The sequence below is a fragment of the Shewanella sp. SM95 genome (assembly GCF_025653595.1).
GTDB classification, from domain to species: domain Bacteria; phylum Pseudomonadota; class Gammaproteobacteria; order Enterobacterales; family Shewanellaceae; genus Shewanella; species Shewanella oncorhynchi.
Map to the genome: position 1 here is coordinate 173934 of NZ_JAKKSE010000002.1, position 15168 is coordinate 189101.

Genomic DNA, 15168 nt, shown 5'->3' on the forward strand with positions numbered 1-15168 from the left:
CCTCAAAATGTGGAATTAAGCTGATTGAATTATTCTTATTTGGAGGCAGATTACACTAACTGTTGTAAGCACAGCAACATGTGGCACAATTTATTACAATTTGGTTAACAATAGCAGCATTTTTAGGCAATTAGCGCGATTTCCGGATATCCATAACCGACTAAAAACTAAAGTGCTGCTTTAAAAATTACAGGCCGTTTTCCAATTGAAAAATCATTTTTTCCGCGCTGACATTGAAGGTCAGCAGTAAGTCGACGCCTTCAGTCTTAGTCACAAATTCAGTTTGCACTTCAGCAAATCGAGTTTGAGCGCGTGTTGCCATGCTTTCGGCATCCGCTTGAGCGCTATCGCCAACAAAATTTAACGTCAATAACGTATCGTGTTCATCAATAACGGCGCCGATATCGACAAAGCTGCCGCAATCGGTGCAAGTGTCATTCACTGTCGGGCTCTGTGCTTCTATTATGCCTTTCATCTGTATTCCTTAATGTATAGAGCGACTGATTAACGGCATAACTAAAATATGCTCGTTAAATTTTTAACGTGGTAAATTTTAACTCGATAGGTTAATACGAATTATAGGTAATTAAGCTTCAAGATAACTGGCTTTAGCTCACGCTTATTTATCGAAATGGATCAGATTGACTTGATGGGTACTGAAGACCACTTGCGGGAAGACGGCCTTAGGCTGAGGCGAGCAAAGGCACAAGATTACGTTGGATTGCCAATTGATCAGCAAAGTGCATAATCTCGACTTTGGGCGCGGTTAGTTGGCCCCTTTGCCTCAGCTGAGTGACATGGTCACAGTTACTTAACGCTTCTGCCATTGCGACTGACTCGCCGCCACGGATGACTAAGGCTTCCGGTCGCAATGCTTGTTGTAATTGAAACGCACGTGGACCTTGAGCCATAAAAATACTGCTGTTATCAACCACTGGTTCAGCAGACGATAAATCCGCCATTAAACTTTGCTGCGGTGGCAATTCGAACTGACGTTGTAATTTTTGCGCCATATCAAGTTCATTTTGCCATTGGAATTGTGCCATATCCCGAGCGTCAACCGACAGTAACGACAGCAACAGGGCGAATTCGCCCCGTCTGTCGTTTTCTATCGCTGCGTTTAAGCGGGTGCCAATTTGGGCTTCGTTGACTAAAGGAACATCAATTTGCATAAAAAAACATCTTCAAAAAAATTCGTTGTTAGTTAATCGACCATTTGATACATAACTTTAGGAATATTTTTAAATTGGGTATTTACATGGAAAAGGTTTCTGACTACTATGGCGGCCGCAATTGAGGAGGGGTTCCCGAGTGGCCAAAGGGATCAGACTGTAAATCTGACGGCTCAGCCTTCGAAGGTTCGAATCCTTCTCCCTCCACCATTTGCACTGCAAGTTTTATCGTGTTGTTCGAAAATGATGTAGAGTTTTACAAAAGCGTTAAAGGTATTCGTGGAGGGGTTCCCGAGTGGCCAAAGGGATCAGACTGTAAATCTGACGGCTCAGCCTTCGAAGGTTCGAATCCTTCTCCCTCCACCATCTTTATCTCTAACGCAGATAATCATTTTCAAAGACTAAACATGGCCAATGTTTAGTTTTGTCTTGATAAACAAGTCTGTTATTGATGATGTTTTGAAAGACAATTTTAAAAGTCAGTTGTAAAGCTAAAAAGAAAGTTTGTGGAGGGGTTCCCGAGTGGCCAAAGGGATCAGACTGTAAATCTGACGGCTCAGCCTTCGAAGGTTCGAATCCTTCTCCCTCCACCATTTCTTTCACTCTCGCATATCCTTCTTGTTCCACTTCCGCTTAGTCTGTTCCAACTTAATCTGACTGTTCCAGCTTAATCTAATTAAATTCTTGGCATTTCTATATTAAGTAAACCTCTTGGTGAGCGACATTTGTTTTTGATTTCAATTACGTCGTGCTCTACTTTAAGCGAATGACTTCAAGCTCATCCAATAAAACCGCTTTGCCCGTCCCTGTGATATGCTCTGAAAATGATCTCTTTCGATGTGACTACTATGATTTCTAACACGATTCAACCACCAGTGGATTCTCACAGCGCTCACAGACTCTGCCCAACATGGGAAGCCCACGCGATAGGCAAGATTGAAGCGGATTTTCAGCGCAGCGCCGATACCCACTTGATTAAGCTTGAATTACCTATGCTCGATGGCATAGATATTTATCTTAAAGATGAAAGTACCCACCCGACAGGGAGTTTGAAGCATCGCCTCGCCCGCTCACTCTTCCTCTATGCCCTGTGTAACGGCTGGATTAAGCAAGGCACGCCAATTATCGAATCCTCATCGGGCAGTACGGCGATTTCTGAAGCCTACTTTGCCCGCTTACTCGGTTTACCTTTTATTGCCGTAATGCCCAAAAGCACGGCTAAAAAGAAGATTGAGCAGATCACTTTCTATGGCGGTCAATGTCATTTTGTCGATCATTCCAGTGAGATTTACGCAGAATCGGCGCGCCTTGCCGCAGAGCTTGGCGGCCATTATATGGATCAATTCACCTACGCCGAGCGTGCAACCGACTGGCGCGGTAATAACAACATAGCCAACTCTATCTTCAATCAGATGGAGCGCGAGCCACACACTATCCCGCGGTGGATAGTGATGAGCCCAGGCACTGGCGGCACATCGGCGACCATAGGCCGTTACATTCGCTATCAAAGGTTGGCGACACAACTTTGCGTAGTCGACCCGCAAAACTCCGTTTTTTTTGATTTCTATCAGAGCGGCGATGCCAGCTTAACTTGTTGCAATGGCAGTAAGATTGAAGGCATAGGTCGACCGAGAGTCGAGCCATCGTTTATTCCTGGTGTTGTCGATACTATTCTGCAAATTCCCGACGCCGCATCAGTGGCGACAATTCATTGGTTAGAACAATTGATTGGCCGTAAAACCGGCGCATCCACAGGAACCAACCTGTACGGCGCATTGCAACTTGCCGTACAAATGCAAGCGCGTGGAGAGCAAGGCTCAATAGTGACCCTCATTTGTGACTCGGGTGAGCGTTACCTTGATACTTATTACGATACAGATTGGATTGCAGCTAACATCGGCGATATTGCGCCCTATCAGCGCCAACTTGCAGCATTTAATCATTTCGGCCAGTTAAGTGAGCTTGATTAAGCAACTGTATTAAACACCTTATCTTAAGTCGATAGGTTTAGAATCCACAAAACATCCACCATAAAAAACGCCCCACAATTGTGAGGCGTTTTTTATGCTTTGCAGATTAGCATTAATCAATATTTAAATACTTATGGGTCTGGATCGATAAGCGCCAATTACGGGCGATACACACTTTCATCGCCAGTTCTGTCGCTCTAGGCTTTTGACTAATCGGCTGCAGGCAAATCGTTTTCGCTGAAATATCGATGTCATGCAGTAACTCATCAAGTTCATCGATGTGATTTTCAGTAGCGATAGGATGCTTAATCTCATTGGCGCGGTTCAGCGCCTGTGCTAATACCTGATAGCCCCCTTTCATGTTCACCTTGGGTGATACTGTCACCCAAGTGTCATCGGCACAGTTGATTTCGAAGGTGCCACTGGTTTCGATTTGAGTCGCAAAGCCTTGACTGTGCAAGGTCTCGGTTAATTCGCGTAAATCGTACATACAAGGCTCACCGCCGGTGATCACGATATGCCGCGCAGTAAAGCCTTTAGCGTGAAAAGCAGCAATAAGACTTTGCGCCGTATGATCAGCCCAGCGACCAATGGTGCCGTCCACGGTAATCACTTGCTCTGGCGACACCTTATTGGCTTCAAGCACATCCCATGTCTGTTTCGTATCGCACCAAGCACATCCCACGGGACAACCTTGTAGGCGGACAAATATGGCGGGCACTCCGGTAAAGACACCTTCACCTTGAATGGTTTCAAATACTTCGTTGACAGGGTAATTCATACTGACGTTCCACTTTTCTGGGGCGGCATTTATAGTGGATTTTAGCTTGAGCTGCAAGTTTTTGCGCCGAGAAAGCCTATTTCGACCCTATAGTCAGAGTTTGCAAGCCATAAGGCCTGAGTTACACTAACGCCCTATTTATACCTGTTCTACGGTGAAGTGAAATCCTTTATGTCAACGAGCTTAGTGTCAAAAACAGTGGTGTCCAAAGCAGTGGTGGTATTCAGTGGCGGACAAGACTCAACAACTTGCCTTATTCAAGCCCTAACCCAGTACGATGAAGTACATGGGATCACTTTTGACTACGGTCAACGCCACCGCGAAGAAATTGAAGTTGCCAAATCCTTAGCAAAACGTTTGAAGATCACCAGCCATAAAGTCATGGATGTCACCTTACTCAATGAGTTAGCTATTTCAGCCCTCACCCGTGATGCAATACCCGTTTCACACGAGTTGATGGAAAATGGCTTACCCAATACCTTCGTGCCCGGCCGTAATATTCTATTTTTAACGCTTGCAGGCATTTATGCCTATCAATTAGGAGCGCAAGCGATTATCACAGGCGTGTGTGAAACGGATTTTTCTGGCTACCCTGATTGTCGTAACTATTTTGTCAAAGCGATGGAATCCGCCTTAGTTCAAGGCATGGATAAACAACTAAAAATCATCACGCCTTTGATGTGGCTCAATAAGGCACAAACCTGGGCACTGGCGGATAAATATCAGCAACTTGATCTGGTTCGCCACCATACTCTCACCTGTTATAACGGCGTGATTGGCGATGGCTGTGGTGATTGCCCTGCCTGTCATCTTCGCAAACGTGGATTAGATGACTATCTACAGAATAAAGCGGCGGTCATGGCTGAGCTTGACGCCAGCGAGCCAAAAGCATGACACGCAGTCCCTATTGGGTCGCGCTGATGGTGAGTCTGATCTGTGCGGGTTTGTATGCCGCAGGCTTAGCAAGCCCCGCTGTCGATAACCTACTCGCCTATCGCCGCAGTGCAATTAGTGAAGGTGAATGGTGGCGATTAATCAGTGGAAATTTACTGCACACGAATCAATGGCATCTATTGATGAACCTTGCAGGGCTGTGGGTGGTGCTATTTTTGCACCATTTTCATTATCATCTCAAAGGCTTAAGTGCACTATTTTTCGTGTTATGTTTACTTGAAGGTATAGGCTTGTATTTAGGCTATCCGCAATTGCTTGGTTATGTCGGCTTAAGCGGTATGTTGCATGGTTTGTTCGCCTACGGCGCAGTGCAGGATATTGTCCGTAAGCTGCGCTCAGGCTATCTGCTGCTCGTTGGCGTTATCATCAAAGTCGGTTACGAACAGCTTTATGGTGCCAGCAGTGATGTCACCGCCATGATAGGTGCGCGCGTAGCAACCGAGGCGCATTTGGTCGGCTTAATCTGCGGGCTGATTTGCGCTTTAGCGGTGTTTATCAAGCTAAAAATGAGCCCATCAAAAGTCCCTGCTTAATCCAAGTCAAGATATTAAAAAGCCGTCGCAGCATGATTGCTGGACGGCTTTTTTAATGCTGAGCGTAAGAATAAATCTAGGCTTTGATCAACAGGTCCCGCAGGTGCTTGACTTCATCACGCATTGCCGCCGCTTGTTCAAACTCCAAGTTGCGCGCATGTTCATGCATCTTCTTCTCAAGCTGATCGATTTGATGGCTCAACTCTGCCGCATCGGCTTTATGATAATGGGACTTAGGCTCAGCCACTTTGCCATACACAGCTTTACTGTCGCGGCTATCGTCCACATCCATCACATCGGTGATCCGTTTAACGACGCCCTTAGGCGTAATACCGTGTTTTAAGTTGTGCGCCCGCTGACGTTCACGACGTCGGTCAGTTTCACCTATCGCTTTCTCCATCGAATTGGTGATGCGATCGGCATAGAGGATCACTTTACCATTGACGTTACGCGCCGCGCGGCCAATCGTTTGGATGAGCGAGCGTTCAGAGCGCAAGAAGCCCTCTTTATCGGCATCTAAAATACACACCAATGACACTTCAGGCATATCTAAGCCTTCGCGCAATAAGTTGATCCCAACCAACACATCAAACTTACCTAAACGCAGATCGCGGATGATCTCAACCCGTTCGACAGTGTCAATGTCCGAATGCAGATAACGCACTTTTACGCCATGTTCGTCGAGGTATTCGGTCAAATCCTCCGACATACGCTTAGTCAGCGTCGTCACTAACACCCGCTCATTGACGGCCACTCGCTTGGCGATTTCAGACAATAAATCGTCCACTTGGGTCCCAACAGGGCGCACTTCTAATTCAGGATCGAGTAATCCCGTTGGCCGCACGACCTGCTCAGCAATCTCGCCTTCGCTCTTTTCCAGCTCGTAGGCACTCGGTGTTGCCGACACATAGATAGTTTGCGGCATCAATTGCTCAAACTCTTCAAACTTGAGCGGCCGGTTATCCAAGGCGGACGGTAAGCGGAAACCGTATTCCACAAGTGTGGTTTTACGGGAACGGTCACCTTTGTACATAGCGCCGATTTGCGGCACAGTCACATGGGATTCATCGATAATTAATAAGCCGTCGGCAGGCAAATAGTCGAGCAAGGTTGGTGGCCCTTCCCCCGGTGCGCGGCCAGACAAATAGCGCGAGTAGTTTTCGATGCCAGAGCAGTAACCCAACTCCACCATCATTTCCACATCGTATTGCACCCGCTCATGGATACGCTGGGCTTCAATTAACTTGTTGTTATCGAGTAGATATTGTTTACGCTCACGCAGTTCTTCTTTAATAAACTCAGTGGCAGCGATGATCTTTTCCCGCGGCGTGACATAGTGTGTTTTTGGATAAACCGTCGTACGGGCGATACGTTTAATAATATGGCCCGTTAACGGGTCAAACTCACTTAAGCGTTCAATCTCATCGTCGAACAACTCGACTCGAATGGCATTACGCTCAGAATCGGCGGGGAAAATATCAATCACTTCACCGCGCACACGATAAGTACCACGTTGTAGCTCAATATCATTGCGCTTGTACTGCAATTCACTGAGACGAATTAAGATGTCACGCTGCCCCATCACATCGCCTTGGCGTAGATGCAGCAACATTTTTAAATAGGAATCGGGATCGCCCAAGCCATAAATGGCCGACACCGAAGCAATCAGCACCACATCTTTACGCTCTAACAGCGCCTTAGTGGCGGATAAACGCATCTGCTCAATGTGAGCATTAACCGAAGCGTCCTTTTCGATAAAGGTATTTGACGCAGGTACATAGGCTTCGGGCTGGTAGTAATCGTAGTAAGAAACGAAATACTCGACCGCATTATGGGGAAAGAACTCTTTCATCTCGCCATAAAGCTGCGCCGCCAAGGTTTTATTAGGCGCCATGATAATCGTGGGCCGACCTAACTTTTGGATCACATTGGCAATCGTGAAGGTTTTACCTGAGCCCGTCACCCCGAGTAAGGTTTGGCAAGCCAGACCCGCTTCGAGTCCATCGACTAATTTGGCAATCGCTGTAGGTTGGTCGCCTGCGGGGGCGAATTGCGATTCAAGCTGAAAAACAGATTCTGACACGCGCACATATCCTTTTAGTGAGTCGCCCCATTCTAATCAAGTCACCGACTAAGCTCCACAGTTATCCTTCCTGTCGTCATATCAATACGATCTAAAACCGCAAGATGACAATTTAAAGGAAGAAACATGAAACTTTTAAACTAAGGCGTTTTCAGCGTTTTTTGCTCACAAAACACCCGCAAACTAAGCAAAAATGCCAATTTAATACACAAGAAATCAATTTCGTTCGATTACAAAATTGCAACCTTGTTTTCACCCTCAACAAAAACCACTTGCTTTTAGTATGCAGTTGATAATGCTTAAATTTATTTTTGAACCCCAAAATAGTGCATTTTAAGTCCGCCGCCCATACCCCAAGGCTTTGGCGGCCATTTTTCAGGACAACTCACAGGGTTATCCACAGATTTTGTTGATAAGTCGAAATAACCTAGAAACCACGCGGGATTGGAGGCTGTCATGTGTCTTAACAACCGTCTCTCGGCATTTAGTAATTTAATTACATTTGATAAATGTTGCTACTTGTATCAATTTCACTAACTGTAATTAACGCGAGCTGTAGTAGCGCATCTAGTGCCACAACCAATAGTGAAGTGCATCACTTAATTTGAAAAACAGCTCACGCTAATTCGATAAAGCCTCAATTAACACCTCCATCAACAACAGCAAACTTGTTAAAACAGAAAAAAAGACTTTAACGGCGAAAAGATAACCCACGTTTTCTATCGGCATAAAGAACTGAGTAAATTCACATTACCCCACCTGAGATCCTTTTTTGAGCGGTTTGAGCCTTAAGTACTCGACCAAGTACCGAAAACGGTGTCGATTATTTAGCGAATGATTTCAATTTCATAGAATCACCGCTTAAAAACGATGGACTCAATTATGGCTATATTGCGAATTGTTAAGTGGTTTTTCACGAAAAATGTCGAATTCTGCACCACGATGCACATTAGATGAGCACTTAACAGCATAATTACACTTTTTTTAGTAACTCGAGTTGACTCATCCAACAGAGCGTTTTACTATGCGCTCCGTTCTCAACGAGTCGCTACGATTGTGTGAAACGATTCCCCTGTAGTTCAGTCGGTAGAACGGCGGACTGTTAATCCGTATGTCACTGGTTCAAGTCCAGTCAGGGGAGCCACTTTAAGCACATGATAAAAATGAGTTAGAACAAGCAGTAAGATAAGTTGTAAACAATTCCCCTGTAGTTCAGTCGGTAGAACGGCGGACTGTTAATCCGTATGTCACTGGTTCAAGTCCAGTCAGGGGAGCCAATTACATTATCAAGCTGAAGCATTAAAATGATTCCCCTGTAGTTCAGTCGGTAGAACGGCGGACTGTTAATCCGTATGTCACTGGTTCAAGTCCAGTCAGGGGAGCCAATTTAAGCAAGCTAAAAAGTCGATAGTAATATCGCACCTCGATTCCCCTGTAGTTCAGTCGGTAGAACGGCGGACTGTTAATCCGTATGTCACTGGTTCAAGTCCAGTCAGGGGAGCCATTTAAAAAGTGTTATTTCTGTAAAGTCGATAGCAATATCGCACCCTCTACTCCCCTGTAGTTCAGTCGGTAGAACGGCGGACTGTTAATCCGTATGTCACTGGTTCAAGTCCAGTCAGGGGAGCCAATTTATTCTTCGTTTTGTTCCCGTGTCTTTGCCTCTTCTGGCTTCTAGTTACCCTATTCTTTTCCGTTTTGTTTTTAAGCAAATGCAGTTACACTGTTATCAGCTTATTAATAAAAATTTATGAGTGTCATCACACAGATAGCTGCAGTTAAATATTCTTGACTTAAACTTATCCTGTTTGAGCTCACCCAAAAAAATAGAGCGGATTTTTATGGCCATGTCAAAATCATATCCAATTTTTTTACTGCTTATTTTCTTAGGTCTTTTTGCTTGGGTATATCAAAGCGAAAATAGCCAATTACAAGTCCAACAACAGCAAGAACTGGATAGCTTTAAAACCAGTTTAACCCGCTACCAACAATGGCAAGGTGATGGCGCCGAACTCTTCAAAAAGCTTTCTGAAAATTACCCATTCCAATTTTTCCAATATATTGATGATACCGATGGCCAACGGAGTCATACAGAAGGTCGTTTAGACAGCCAACATCCTCATCCCTTAGCCCGTTTATTTTCTATCGAGCTCAGTCATACACAAAAATTGGCAACCGGTCGTTTACAAGTCAAACTCAGTGCAAACCAAGCGATTGAAACTTCGATTAGTCATACTCAAAAGCTCGGTGTCATGTTACTGGTGGCTTACCTTATCTTACTGTTAGTGTTTATTCTGTTAATGTCAAAACATAGGGCGGCGATACGTTATGCTGCTGATTATATTTCAAAAATACCTGAGTTAGGGTTTTCTGCTGTCGCATCATCAAAACTCACAGGTGAGCTCAACCCCATTGGAATATCCCTTGAAGAGTGTCGTCTTCAACTTAAAGCCCAAATCGATAAACTCAATCAAGAGAATGAAAAGCTGCATAAAGCGGCCTATCAAGACACAGTGACAGGTTTTGGTAGTCGCCAGCGCTTTACCCAAAAATTAGAAACCATAAGCAATCCCGATATTCCTCAATTGGGGCTGATGGCAATGGTTAAGGCCACAGAGCTTGCGCAAATTAATCAAAAACAAGGGCGAACTGCGGGGGATGATTATCTTTCAAGGGTGGCAAATTGTATCCGCAAAGCCTGTAGTAAGTATTCAGATGCAGAATGTTTCAGGGTATCGAGCGCTGATTTTGCCATCTTTATTCCTGATGTCATGCTGAAGGATGCGCCAAAATTTTTAGATCAATTAAAAATTTATCTCGATGAATATTTGCAGATGACAAAAGCGGAATCTGTCGCCCATATCGGTTTAGTTCCCTATCATCAAGGTACCGATGCGGTTAATTTACTGACGATTGCGGATACCGCAGTCAGCATAGCGCAGACCCTTGGGCCTAATAGCTATCATATCCAAGAAAAACTCAATGGTGACGAGCAGTTTGGTGATGATCGCTGGAAAATGGCGATCAATGATTTAGTCACTCGCCAAGCATTAAAATTCTACCAACAGCCAATTCAGCCGTGTCGTACCGATGTAGAGGTTTACCGTGAGTTGTTGGCGCGCTTTTACAATAGCGAAGGTAAGTTTTTACCGACCACCACAGTGATCGCTATGGCCGAACGTCACGGTATGAGTTCTGAATTAGATAAACTGGTGGTGATCAGTGCATTAAGAATGCTTAAGGAAAACCCGACCATTTCGGGTAACTTTGGCATCAATATCAGCGCATTTTCTGCGCATCAAGATATGTTTGTCGCTTGCCTAAAGGACATTTTAGGCAAGCAAAAATACATCGCCTCGCGCTTAGTATTTGAGATCAATGAGTCAGGTATGCAGTCTAACTTAGGGGCAAGCTATAAGTTCGTTCGCGAAATACATAGCGTTGGATCACGGGTGTCGATAGAGCGTTTTGGCATGAGCTTTACGTCCTTCAAATTCTTCAGTGAAGTGCGCCCAGACTACATAAAGCTTGATGGCAGCTACACATCGAACATTGATGAAGACAGCAATAATAAGTTCTTCGTCCGTATGATGGTGGATGTTGCAAGACGGATAGGCATTCGGGTTATTGCGACCAGCGTCGAACGCCAAGAAGAAAAACTCACCCTCGAAAAACTCTTAGTTGATGGATTGCAAGGCTATTACATAGCACAGCCCCAAGCCATGGCGATTACAGATCAAATTTAATACTTTAACGGGTTAATTCGTCGCCAAAATTTACAGTAAAGATGGTTAACCCTGCATTCTATATGTTGTTTATGCAAACGGAAAAGTCGATAATACGGCCAAGATCCGTTTAGAAAAGTATTGAGATGACTGAATATCTCCTCTTGTTGATCAGTACAGTACTGGTCAACAATTTCGTTTTAGTGAAATTCTTAGGCTTGTGTCCTTTTATGGGGGTCTCCAGTAAACTGGAGTCCGCTATTGGCATGTCTATGGCGACCACTTTTGTGCTGACGTTAGCCTCGATTCTCAGTTACCTCGTCAACCAGTATCTATTATTACCCTTTGATCTGAGCTACCTGCGAACCATGAGCTTCATTTTAGTGATTGCGGTTGTGGTGCAATTTACTGAAATGGTGGTGCAAAAAACCAGTGCTGCACTGCATCGCGCTTTAGGGATTTACCTGCCGCTGATCACAACTAACTGTGCTGTGTTGGGTGTTGCCCTATTGAACGTTAACGAGAAGCACGATTTTATCCAATCGGCTATCTATGGCTTTGGTGCTGCGTTAGGCTTCTCATTAGTGTTAATTCTCTTCTCGGCGATGCGCGAACGTTTAGCAGCCGCAGATGTCCCCTTACCTTTCAAAGGCGGCGCCATAGCGATGATCACCGCAGGTCTTATGTCCCTCGCCTTTATGGGATTCACAGGATTGGTTAAGTAAGATGTCCGGAATTTTAATTGCAGTCATATTGTTGACCCTATTGGCATTAGTCTTTGGACTATTACTCGGTTTTGCCGCCGTTAAATTTAAGGTTGAAGGCAATCCGATTGTCGATGAACTCGAAGCGATTCTGCCACAAACACAATGTGGTCAATGTGGTTACCCTGGCTGTCGTCCTTATGCTGAAGCGATTGCCAACGGTGATAAAGTCAACAAATGCCCTCCCGGCGGTACTGCCACCATGGAAAAACTGGCGACCCTGATGGGCGTCGAGCCAGAGCCGCTGAATGCCGAAGCACAATCTCAAGTGAAAAAGGTCGCCTACATACGTGAAGACGAATGTATTGGTTGCACTAAGTGTATTCAAGCCTGCCCCGTGGATGCGATTATCGGTGCAGGTAAGCTTATGCATACTGTGCTGACAACCGATTGCACGGGTTGCGATCTCTGTGTTGAGCCTTGTCCCGTCGATTGTATTGATATGATCCCAGTCACCCAGAATCTTAAAAATTGGAACTGGCGCTTAAATGCCATCCCAGTGACTCTCATTCAAGAGATTCAGAACCAAGACCCACAGTTAGAAGAGGAAAAGCGGTGTTAACTTTATTAGATCAATTAGATAAAGGAACCCTTTGGCGCTCACCCGGTGGTATACATCCACCCGAAGTCAAATTCCTCTCGAACGCGGCGCCGATTAGCCAACTGCCCTTAGCCGATACGTACTTAGTGCCCATCCCTCAAGTCGGTGAAAACTGCACACTTGCGGTAAACATCGGCGATAGCGTACAAAAAGGCACACCGTTAACTCAAGGCACCTCTATTTGGCATTTACCTGTGCATGCGCCGACATCAGGCACTATCGTTGCCATTGAGCCAAGGGCTAGCAACCATGCTTCAGCATTGCCAGTTAACACTTGCGTTATCCAAGCCGATGGCAAAGACACTTGGTGTGAGCTGGTGCAAAATGAGCTTGATGACTTAAGCCATCAACAGATGATCGATAAGATCCGTGCTGCTGGCATTGCAGGCATGGGCGGGGCGGCGTTTCCAACTCATATTAAGCTTAATCCGGTCAGTGAAATTGATTTAGTCATCATCAACGGCGTCGAATGCGAACCTTATATCAGCGCCGATGACAGATTAATGCGCGAATACAGCCAAGATATCCTCGCCGGTATTGGCATTATTCATCGGTTATTAACGCCAAAACGCATTGTTATCGCCATTGAAGATAATAAGCCAGAAGCGGCCAAAGCCATGCAAGCTGCAGTCGTCCAATGTGGGCTCCCAGCGGATAGTATTCGGGTAACGGTCATTCCGACAAAATATCCTTCTGGTGGTGAAAAGCAGTTAATTCAAATCATTACTGGCCGCGAAGTGCCCTCGGGCGCGATTCCCGCCAAACTTGGTATCGTCGTGCATAACGTCGGCACTGCCTTTGCGATTCATCAAGCGGTTACCCAAGGTAAACCGCTGATTGAGCGTGTTGTGACTGTGACGGGCAAAAATGTCGGTAAACCGGGGAACTACTGGTTACCGATAGGCACACCTGTTGAGCATGTGCTGGCTGCGACGGAGTTCACGCCAGAGCCTGAACAAAAGGTGATTATTGGCGGGCCTATGATGGGCCATGCATTGGCAAATATCCAAGTGCCTATTTTAAAAGGTACTAACTGTATTCTGGTGCCAAGCAGCCAAGAAATAGGAACTACGCCAGAAGAAAAAGCCTGTATCCGCTGCGGCGAATGCGCCAATGCCTGCCCTGCACTCTTATTGCCACAGCAACTCTTTTGGCACGCCAAGGCCGAAGAATATGACAAAGCTGCCAGCTACAATCTAAAGGATTGTATTGAATGCGGTTGTTGTAGTTACGTCTGCCCGAGTGATATTCCCTTAGTCGAGTATTACCGCATTGCCAAATCTGCACTTAAACAAGCCGCCGATGAAAAGCAGCAAGCGGAGCGCGCTAAACAGCGTTTCGATGCCCGTTTAGCGCGTCTTGAAGAAGAAAAGCTTGCCCGTGAAGCTAAAGCCAAAGAAGCCGCAGAGCGCCGACAAGCGACTATGACTGGCACGGATAAAAATGCCGTCGCCGAAGCCATGGCACGGATCGCCGCGAAAAAAGCCGCAGCGGCACAATCAGCAACTGAAGAGTTGTCGACTGAAGAATCATCGAATCATCAATCAAACGTAACAAGCACTGATACGACAGACGCGCCCAAGGGTAAAGCTGCAGTTGCCGCAGCCATCGCCCGCGCTAAGGCGAAGAAAGCCGCCCAAGTGAATGCCAATGGTGCTGATACAAATGGTGCAGATACAAACAATGTGGTGAATGTTGATGCCAGTGATGAATCCTTCTTAGCAACAGATGCAATCGCGCAAGAAGCGCCGTTATCTCAGAAGGACAAAGTCGCCGCGGCCATTGCTCGCGCCAAAGCTAAAAAGGCGGCTCAGCAAGCCGATACCGCGCCGCTTGAAACGGCTGAAACGGCTGACAGTACACCAGAAGCCAGCGCTGCCGATGATAAAAAGGCCAAAGTGGCTGCCGCAGTCGCGCGGGCAAAAGCCAAGAAAGCGGCGCAGCAAGCAGAAACCGCCGCTAGTGATATTGAAGTTAGCAATACTGACGTTAGCGTTAGTGATGTTAGCGTTAGTGACGTTAATGATTCAGAAGCGATTAAGAAAGCCAAAGTAGCCGCCGCGGTTGCCCGTGCTAAAGCGAAAAAAGCCGCGCAGCAAGTTGAGACAAATGCTGACAATGATTTAACTCAGACCGCGACTCCAGCAGTTGATTCCGCAGCTAGCGTTCAAGCAGATGTGAATGATGATACAGAAGCAGCCGCTACTGACGTTAACGACGCTGAAGCGATTAAAAAGGCCAAAGTGGCCGCCGCTGTTGCTCGTGCTAAAGCGAAGAAAATAGCTGCGGCATCAGCAGCTGAGTCTAAAACTGAGTCTGAAATAGAGTCCGTTGACGACATTCAAACTAAAGCTAACGTGGCATCGCCGTCGATAGCAGCACTTGACGCCGTCGCAGCTAAACCCGAAGCCGTTTTACCATCCGCAGAACAAATTACAGAACCCACTGAAACGGCAGCCTTATCAGGCGATGAGCTTAAAAAAGCACGGATTGCTGCGACCATCGCCAAGGCGAAAGCCAAAAAAGCGGCACTCGCTCAACAAACCGAAGCTTCGAGCGATTCAAATGTTGCTAATGATTAAGAA

At 45.9% G+C, this 15168-nt stretch carries 12 protein-coding genes and 8 tRNA genes; 15 read left to right on the top strand and 5 right to left on the bottom strand.

Going from position 1 to position 15168, the window contains the following annotated elements; translation table 11 throughout:
• Positions 1–187: 187 nt before the first annotated feature.
• Together L5M29_RS03585 and L5M29_RS03590 are read right to left on the bottom strand one after the other, a co-directional pair.
• Entirely contained in the window at positions 188–475 is a 288-nt protein-coding gene (locus L5M29_RS03585) for a DUF406 family protein (protein ID WP_113939682.1), read from the bottom strand.
• A gap of 208 nt (positions 476–683) precedes the next feature.
• Positions 684–1172: a VC2046/SO_2500 family protein gene (locus tag L5M29_RS03590; RefSeq protein WP_131524165.1), complete on the bottom strand. Its 489-nt coding sequence runs from the start codon at positions 1170–1172 to the stop codon at positions 684–686.
• A gap of 125 nt (positions 1173–1297) precedes the next feature.
• Here L5M29_RS03590 and L5M29_RS03595 point away from each other — a divergent pair.
• The 4 genes from L5M29_RS03595 (at position 1298) to L5M29_RS03610 (ending at position 3142) form a co-directional block, all read left to right on the top strand.
• A tRNA-Tyr gene (locus tag L5M29_RS03595) sits at positions 1298–1382 on the top strand.
• 71 nt (positions 1383–1453) lie between these two features.
• Positions 1454–1538 (top strand) — tRNA-Tyr (locus L5M29_RS03600).
• A gap of 142 nt (positions 1539–1680) precedes the next feature.
• Positions 1681–1765: transfer RNA gene (locus tag L5M29_RS03605), tRNA-Tyr, on the top strand.
• A gap of 231 nt (positions 1766–1996) precedes the next feature.
• Positions 1997–3142: a PLP-dependent cysteine synthase family protein gene (locus tag L5M29_RS03610; RefSeq protein WP_263166256.1), complete on the top strand. Its 1146-nt coding sequence runs from the start codon at positions 1997–1999 to the stop codon at positions 3140–3142.
• 112 nt (positions 3143–3254) lie between these two features.
• Here the strand turns inward: L5M29_RS03610 and queE are convergent, their stop codons facing one another.
• Positions 3255–3923: a 7-carboxy-7-deazaguanine synthase QueE gene (gene queE / locus L5M29_RS03615; RefSeq protein ID WP_131524163.1), complete on the bottom strand. Its 669-nt coding sequence runs from the start codon at positions 3921–3923 to the stop codon at positions 3255–3257.
• A 171-nt stretch (positions 3924–4094) separates the two neighbouring features.
• Between queE and queC the strand changes: the two genes are divergently transcribed.
• A complete protein-coding gene (queC, locus tag L5M29_RS03620; protein ID WP_263166257.1) occupies positions 4095–4817 on the top strand; it encodes a 7-cyano-7-deazaguanine synthase QueC in 723 nt (240 codons plus the stop codon).
• Entirely contained in the window at positions 4814–5410 is a 597-nt protein-coding gene (gene rrtA / locus L5M29_RS03625) for a rhombosortase (RefSeq protein WP_263166259.1), read from the top strand. The genes queC and rrtA overlap by 4 nt, the downstream gene beginning before the upstream one ends.
• Before the next feature lie 76 nt (positions 5411–5486).
• Here rrtA and uvrB read toward each other — a convergent pair whose 3' ends face one another.
• Together uvrB and L5M29_RS03635 are read right to left on the bottom strand one after the other, a co-directional pair.
• The gene (gene uvrB, locus L5M29_RS03630; RefSeq protein WP_173496685.1) at positions 5487–7493 is read right to left on the bottom strand and encodes an excinuclease ABC subunit UvrB; all 2007 of its coding nucleotides are present in this window, start codon (positions 7491–7493) and stop codon (positions 5487–5489) included.
• 305 nt (positions 7494–7798) lie between these two features.
• On the bottom strand, positions 7799–7951 hold the full coding sequence (locus L5M29_RS03635; RefSeq protein ID WP_158497640.1) for a hypothetical protein: 153 nt from the start codon (positions 7949–7951) through the stop codon (positions 7799–7801).
• Positions 7952–8561: 610 nt separating this feature from the next.
• Between L5M29_RS03635 and L5M29_RS03640 the strand changes: the two genes are divergently transcribed.
• From L5M29_RS03640 to rsxC, 9 genes are all read left to right on the top strand, one after another.
• Positions 8562–8637: transfer RNA gene (locus L5M29_RS03640), tRNA-Asn, on the top strand.
• 57 nt (positions 8638–8694) lie between these two features.
• Positions 8695–8770: transfer RNA gene (locus tag L5M29_RS03645), tRNA-Asn, on the top strand.
• Between the two features lie 32 nt (positions 8771–8802).
• A tRNA-Asn gene (locus L5M29_RS03650) sits at positions 8803–8878 on the top strand.
• 43 nt (positions 8879–8921) lie between these two features.
• Positions 8922–8997, top strand: a tRNA-Asn gene (locus L5M29_RS03655).
• Positions 8998–9047: 50 nt separating this feature from the next.
• Positions 9048–9123 (top strand) — tRNA-Asn (locus L5M29_RS03660).
• 211 nt (positions 9124–9334) lie between these two features.
• Positions 9335–11239, top strand: a complete 1905-nt coding sequence (locus tag L5M29_RS03665; RefSeq protein ID WP_263166261.1) for a GGDEF domain-containing protein — start codon at positions 9335–9337, stop codon at positions 11237–11239.
• A 125-nt stretch (positions 11240–11364) separates the two neighbouring features.
• Positions 11365–11943, top strand: a complete 579-nt coding sequence (gene rsxA, locus L5M29_RS03670; RefSeq protein ID WP_006081543.1) for an electron transport complex subunit RsxA — start codon at positions 11365–11367, stop codon at positions 11941–11943.
• A 1-nt stretch (position 11944) separates the two neighbouring features.
• Positions 11945–12544, top strand: coding sequence for an electron transport complex subunit RsxB (gene rsxB / locus L5M29_RS03675; protein ID WP_063884360.1), 600 nt, complete (start codon positions 11945–11947; stop codon positions 12542–12544).
• On the top strand, positions 12538–15165 hold the full coding sequence (gene rsxC / locus L5M29_RS03680; RefSeq protein ID WP_263166264.1) for an electron transport complex subunit RsxC: 2628 nt from the start codon (positions 12538–12540) through the stop codon (positions 15163–15165). Before rsxB ends, rsxC begins: the two co-directional genes overlap by 7 nt.
• The last annotated feature ends 3 nt before the right edge of the window (positions 15166–15168 follow it).